The organism is uncultured Cetobacterium sp. (assembly GCF_947039425.1).
Taxonomy (GTDB): domain Bacteria; phylum Fusobacteriota; class Fusobacteriia; order Fusobacteriales; family Fusobacteriaceae; genus Cetobacterium_A.
Map to the genome: position 1 here is coordinate 1 of NZ_CAMQYW010000098.1, position 6297 is coordinate 6297.

The following is a 6297-nucleotide window of genomic DNA, read 5'->3' on the forward strand; positions in this document are numbered from 1 at the left end:
TCGTTTTCTACATTTTTTTCCAAAAACATCTTTAACTCATTAAAAAACTCATCTTCACTATGTGGAAGAAGTTTTATCCCTAAGTTATTTAATCTCTCTATAGTCTTAGTTTTTAAAACATTTGAATTACAAATAGCAAACAAATTTTCTTTCTTGTTTGTTCCCTCTAAAAGAAATTCTAACATATCTATAAAATCTAAGTCATTTAAATCTAATCCCAATATAAAAGTAGGATTATTATTAATCTCATTTTTAATCTCTTTAAAATAATTTTTATAAAAATCCAATACCTTAAGCTTTCTAAAATCTTGAATTGACACACAAATTTTATCATATTTTGCAATATCACCTAAAATTTTATAATGTCTAATTTTATCCTCTTGTTTTTGAGGAAAACTGCTGTCTGTAGCTAATACTTTTAATAATTTATTAGAATTTATTTCATCTAAAACTAAGTCATAGTTTGTAGAAAAAATCGCATTTATTTTTTCATCATTTGAAAATATATTAGTAATTTCATTTATCTCTTTACTTGCTTCATATAAATTCTTGATTTTTTTCAATAAAGAACTTCTACTGCTAACTACACCATCAAGATAAACCTGACTTACTTGAAATAAAGAGTTATCATCTCTTATATATCCCTTTATATTTTCTTTCATATCCTTCATTAACAATTTTGCAAGTTCCATTCTCGTGGGATATCCTATTTTTTTCACTAAAAAATCCCCTAAAAATAAATTAAATTTATCTGTTTCATTAAATTTATTGAAAAAACTCATATTAACACCTCTCTTTCTATAAAAAATCATACTTTTTCAATATAAGTATATATTAAATTTAACTATTTAACAAGTAAATATTCATAATTTATAAAAAAAAGTGCCCCTTATAAGGACACTTTTAAAATCTATTTTACAATGTATGAACTTGCTATAACTTTTCCATCTTCTGTATATAAAACTGCTCCTTGACCAGGTGTAACTGCTCTTATTCTATCTTGAATAAAATCAATCTCAATCATATCCTCACCTATTACATTTACTCTACATAAATGTAACTTATCTCTTGAACGAGCCTTAGCATAACACTCCATACCATCTAATTCATCTATTTTATCAACTAATAATAAATTTAATTGTGTGGCAACTAATGTATCTCTCATTAAGTCGTCATTATCTCCAACAACAACAGTATTATTTTTTTTATCTAATTTTACAACATATAATGGGTTTGCAGATGAAATTCCCAATCCTTTTCTTTGCCCAATTGTATAAAATGCCAGTCCATTATGTTTTCCTAAAACTTTTCCATTTAGATCAACAATTTTTCCAGGTCTTTCTATTTTTCCATTTGTTTTTTCAATTAAAAACTCTTTTAATTTTCCATCTTCAACAAAACATATCTCTTGAGAGTCTTTTTTAGCATAAACTCTAACTCCAAGATCCTTTGCAAGTTCTCTAACTAAAGGTTTTTCCATTTTTCCAATTGGAAACTCTATATATTTTAAATTTTCTTTTTTTATTTGAGATAAGAAATAAACTTGATCTTTATTCATATCATCACCAATAGCTAATGTTCCATCAATAATATTGGCATAATGTCCAGTAGCTAAAGTTTCAGCTCCTAATTCTAGAGCAAAATCAATAAGTTTTCCAAACTTTACATGTCTGTTGCAAACCATACATGGATTTGGTGTTTTTCCATTTTTGTACTCATTTACAAAATAATCAATAACATCCTCTTTAAACTCTTTTGTTACATCTAATAAGTAATGCTTTATTCCTAAATCATCACATATTCTCTTTGCATCTTTATCTTCTTCACCACAAGTTTTCATTGTAACTCCAAATATAGTATACCCTTGTTTCTTTAATAAATAAGCTACTGTTGATGAATCTACTCCACCACTCATAGCTACTGCTATGACTTTTTTTTCATTTTCTTTATTAAACTCTAAGTTCATAAATACCATCCTTAATAAATTATTAATCTATTACTATTTGTAGAAGGCAAATATAATAGTTGAAATTCCAAATATTAAAATTACTAATCCTGAAAGTTTACTTAATTTTAATAGCATTTCCATTGTTACTCTTCTCTTAAAATGATATATTAAAAATATTGTACAAAACCAAGAAGTTGATCCACCTAGTCCTATCCCTAATCCTAACTCTATAATTGTTGTTTCTGATGTTGAACTTGTAAGCACACCTAATAATGTGTAAATACCAGCAATTACAATTAAAGATGAAATGTTAAATATTGATAATAAAAACGTTTCAAAATAATCTTGTATCAAAGTCATACTATCATCCTCAAGCTCTTTCACTTTAGGTTTACCAAAAAACTTTTTACTACCTACTATTATTAAAAATACACTTATTAAAATTTTCAATGGGGTTTCATATTTTAATATTTGATCCTCTATCTTAGTTATAAATAAAAAAGATATTATACCGTATATCACATCAACTGTTACCATCCCTATTGCTGATGTATAGGCCTTTTTTTCTCCTTCAATTAATGCTTTTTCCATACAGTAAATTCCTACTGGACCAAAAGGTAAAGATAAAACTAATCCTGTTATAATTCCTTCAAAAAAAATCATAATTCATTTCTCCTTAAAAGTGTATTTCTACTAAATTTTCACTACTCTTTTTAAGTTTAACATACTCTTTTTAAAAGATAAAGAACTTTTATCAATTCAATCTCTCTTTAAAGTGCGTTAATCTCTTTTAATTTAGATTTAACAATTTGGAAAAAGAACGTTCTGTCTTTTTCATTATCTCTAATGTCTAAATTATCTATATTTATAGTTAAAACATTTGAATTATTATACTTACTAAAAAATAAAGAATACTCTTCATTTAAAGAGTTCCAATACTCTTTATTTACATCTAATTCAAAACTTCTTCCTCTACTTATTATTTTCTTAATAGCATTTTCAACACTAATTTCCAAATAAATTATTAAGGTTGGAGTTTTTCTAGCAGATATTAACTTCTTCCAAAATTCATCATATAACTTAAATTCATCCTCTGTCATAAACTTATTTTTACAATGCATTTTAGCAAAAAGATAATCACCATAAATACTTCTATCCATCACACATTTTGAAAAGTTTTTTGCTTCCTCTATCACATCTATTCTTTTATTTAAAAAATACATTTGACTTAAGAAAGAGTATCTTTCTTTTTCATCATAAAATTTATCTAAAAAAGGATTATCTATATAAGGCTCTTGAAAAAATTCAATATCTAACTCTTTAGCTAGCAATTCACCCAAGGTAGTTTTCCCTGCTCCTACTACTCCCTCTATACAAATTACGTTTTCCATCTATCCTAATACTCCATTTTGAAGGTAAGTTTTTAAGTTACTTGTAAGCATGTTTATTGCAACTTCATTTTCTCCACCTCTTGGAATTATTACATCAGCATATCTTTTACTTGGCTCACAAAACTCTAAATACATTGGTTTTACTGTGTTTAAGTATTGATTTTTCACTGAATCAAAACTTCTTCCTCTCTCTTTCATATCTCTTTCTATTCTTCTTAAAATCATTTCATCTGCATCTGTATCTACAAATATTTTCACATCAAATAACTCTCTAATTTCAGGAATAGCAAATAATAATATTCCTTCTACTATTATAATTTTTGATGGTTCAATTTTCACACACTCCTCTTTTCTTGAGTGTGTAGTAAAATCATATACAGGTCTTTCTATTGCTTTTCCAGCAATTAAAGCTTTCAAGTGCTCTTTTAATAAATCAAACTCAATTGAATTTGGGTGGTCGAAATTTACAGCTGCTTTTTCTTCTAGAGTTAAATTTGTTAATTCTTTATAATAAGCATCTTGCTCTACTAGTACTGCATCCTCTGATTTGAAAGCGTTTACTAAATTGTGAGATATCGTTGTTTTTCCACTTCCACTTCCTCCAGCTACTCCGATCAATATGCAATTTTTCATTCTATTTATCCTCCTTAAAATACACTAATAATAATATTTTTTATATAACTTCTATTATTATAACATATAATATATATAAAAATAAAATATAATATTGTATAGACTATATTTTTCTTTTACTGTATAATTTAAGAAATACTTGTTTTTAAAGGAGAAAATTTGTCATGACTGTTAAAGAAAAAGAAATTGAGATTCAAATGAAAAAATCTCTTGATAAAATTCCCTTTGAAATAAAAAAGATTAAATTTATTCTTTCAACAGTGAAAACAATAAAAAGAATAAAAAAATTATTTAAATTCTAGGAGGAACAATGACTGAAGAGATATTAAAAAAAATAGAGAGAATTAATGCTGAATTTGAAAAGAAAGAGTTTTTTATAAAAGAGGACTTAATTGAACTTTTTACAGAAAGAGAAGATTTAAGAGAAAAATTAGATGAGATTAAGTTTAAAAAAATCGAATTTTTCAACATTGAAGAGGAAAACTGTATCGGTTTCACTTTAGAAGATGTTCAAATTAATTTCTTTGTTGAATTTGGTGAAGATGAAGAGGGAGAATGGTACGAAGCTACTGCTGAAATCATGTTTTTCTAATAATGACTAAGAAAAAGTGGAGAAATTTAATTCTCCACTTTTTTAGTTTCTAGCTTCTGCTACTGCTTTTATAAACTCCTCTTCAGTTATTCCATATCTATTTAACTTAGAAATAAACTGTTTTCCATTAGAATATCCTATTCCTAAAATATCTCCAACCTTAGCTCTTAAATCTTTTGATTCATCAGAACCAATTAAGTTATAATCTACCATTAGATCCACAGTAAATCTCTCATTTACAGCATCTTCTGTTTCGCACTTAGCTTTTTCTAAAGCTTTTATTATTGTTTCTGGAGTAGCATTTTCTATTCCTACATCTCCATCCTTAGTTCCATCTTTTCTACTTATATATGCTTGTTTCACATTTGGAAAATATTTTTGAATATATTTTCTTAATTCATCTCCTACAAAATCAGGATCTGTTAGAATAATTAATCCTTTTTTTTCATAAGCAATTCTTAATTTTTCTATATTTCCTTTTTTTCTAATTGCGAATCCATTTGTTTGAATTATTTCAGCATCTACTGCTGCCTTTACTGCAGAGATATCATCTCTTCCCTCAACTACAATAACTTCTTTAATTATTTTTTTCATAATTTACCCTCTCATATTAACATCAATTTAAATATTATATCATTTTTCTCTTTTAATTCCTAATTTTTTTATATTAATATTATAGGACTTATTTCTTGCTGTTGTTTTAATTTTTTGTATTGACAGGTGCTTTTTTATATGATAGAATGTTCCAAATACAAATATTTCCTATTCGTATATGATACAAATATGGTGTATCGTTTCTACAACTAACCGTAAATTAGTTTCTATGAAAATAAAAAGGCTCATTCGCCTTCTATTTTTTGTACCTATAGATTTTGAATGGTCTTTTTTTTATTATATTTTGGAGGTTTTTATGAAAAAAAATAGTATAGTTATCTTAGACTTTGGTTCTCAATACAACCAATTGATCGCAAGAAGAGTTAGAGAAATGGGTGTTTATGCTGAAGTTGTTCCTTACTTCGAACCCCTTGAAGATATTTTAGCTAGAGAGCCTAAAGGAATCATCCTTTCTGGTGGACCTGCATCTGTTTATTTAGATGGATCTCCTACAATTGATAAAGCTATCTACGAACAAGGAATTCCTGTTCTTGGAATATGTTATGGTATGCAACTTACATCAAAACTTTTAGGTGGAGATGTTGAAGGTGCTGACAAACAAGAGTTTGGTAAAGCTGAATTAATCATTGATGATTTAAACAGTCCTTTATTTAAAGATATTCCTAACTTAAACCAAGTTTGGATGAGTCATGGTGACCATGTTACTACTCTTCCTCAAGGATTTAAACAAATAGCACATACTGATTCTTGTATTGCTGCTATATCAAATGAAGAAAAAAATATTTACTGTATTCAATATCATGCTGAGGTTACTCACTCTGAATATGGTAAAAAAATGTTTGAAAACTTCGTATTTGAAGTTGCTAAATGTGAAAAAAACTGGTCTATGGGTAATTACATAGAACAAACAGTTAAATCAATAAAAGAAACTGTTGGAAATAAAAGAGTTCTTTTAGGATTATCTGGAGGAGTTGACTCTTCTGTTGCTGCTGCTTTAATACATAAAGCTATTGGAGATCAATTAATCTGTATCTTTGTTGATACTGGTCTTTTAAGAAAAAATGAAGGTAAAAACGTAATGGATGTATATGGAGAAAACTTCCATATGAACATTAAAT

9 protein-coding genes and 1 riboswitch are annotated in these 6297 nt (G+C 26.8%); of the genes, 3 read left to right on the forward strand and 6 right to left on the reverse strand.

Annotated elements, in window-relative coordinates:
- The 5 genes from Q0V09_RS06385 to udk all read right to left on the reverse strand — a co-directional run.
- Positions 1 to 719: SIR2 family protein (locus Q0V09_RS06385; RefSeq protein WP_297487761.1), on the reverse strand; the 719-nt coding region annotated here is incomplete at its 3' end.
- A 191-nt stretch (positions 720 to 910) separates the two neighbouring features.
- Positions 911 to 1966: a tRNA 2-thiouridine(34) synthase MnmA gene (gene mnmA / locus Q0V09_RS06390; protein WP_297487763.1), complete on the reverse strand. Its 1056-nt coding sequence runs from the start codon at positions 1964 to 1966 to the stop codon at positions 911 to 913.
- A gap of 33 nt (positions 1967 to 1999) precedes the next feature.
- Positions 2000 to 2611, reverse strand: a complete 612-nt coding sequence (locus Q0V09_RS06395) for a LysE family transporter (RefSeq protein WP_297406704.1) — start codon at positions 2609 to 2611, stop codon at positions 2000 to 2002.
- A gap of 107 nt (positions 2612 to 2718) precedes the next feature.
- Positions 2719 to 3339 carry a deoxynucleoside kinase gene (locus tag Q0V09_RS06400; RefSeq protein ID WP_297406702.1) on the reverse strand — a complete coding sequence of 207 codons (621 nt, stop codon included), beginning with the start codon at positions 3337 to 3339 and terminating at the stop codon, positions 2719 to 2721.
- Positions 3340 to 3972: a uridine kinase gene (udk, locus tag Q0V09_RS06405; protein WP_297406700.1), complete on the reverse strand. Its 633-nt coding sequence runs from the start codon at positions 3970 to 3972 to the stop codon at positions 3340 to 3342.
- Between the two features lie 164 nt (positions 3973 to 4136).
- Here udk and Q0V09_RS06410 point away from each other — a divergent pair, with 164 nt between their 5' ends.
- Both Q0V09_RS06410 and Q0V09_RS06415 read left to right on the forward strand, forming a co-directional pair.
- Positions 4137 to 4274 carry a hypothetical protein gene (locus tag Q0V09_RS06410; protein WP_297406698.1) on the forward strand — a complete coding sequence of 46 codons (138 nt, stop codon included), beginning with the start codon at positions 4137 to 4139 and terminating at the stop codon, positions 4272 to 4274.
- 8 nt (positions 4275 to 4282) lie between these two features.
- The gene (locus Q0V09_RS06415) at positions 4283 to 4564 is read left to right on the forward strand and encodes a hypothetical protein (protein WP_297406696.1); all 282 of its coding nucleotides are present in this window, start codon (positions 4283 to 4285) and stop codon (positions 4562 to 4564) included.
- Between the two features lie 42 nt (positions 4565 to 4606).
- On the opposite strand, the gene rnmV is transcribed toward Q0V09_RS06415, so the two are convergent.
- A complete protein-coding gene (gene rnmV / locus Q0V09_RS06420; protein ID WP_297406695.1) occupies positions 4607 to 5158 on the reverse strand; it encodes a ribonuclease M5 in 552 nt (183 codons plus the stop codon).
- 152 nt (positions 5159 to 5310) lie between these two features.
- Positions 5311 to 5408: riboswitch (purine riboswitch) on the forward strand.
- A gap of 66 nt (positions 5409 to 5474) precedes the next feature.
- Between rnmV and guaA the strand changes: the two genes are divergently transcribed.
- A partial coding sequence (guaA, locus tag Q0V09_RS06425) for a glutamine-hydrolyzing GMP synthase (protein ID WP_297487765.1) occupies positions 5475 to 6297 on the forward strand: 823 nt, incomplete at its 3' end.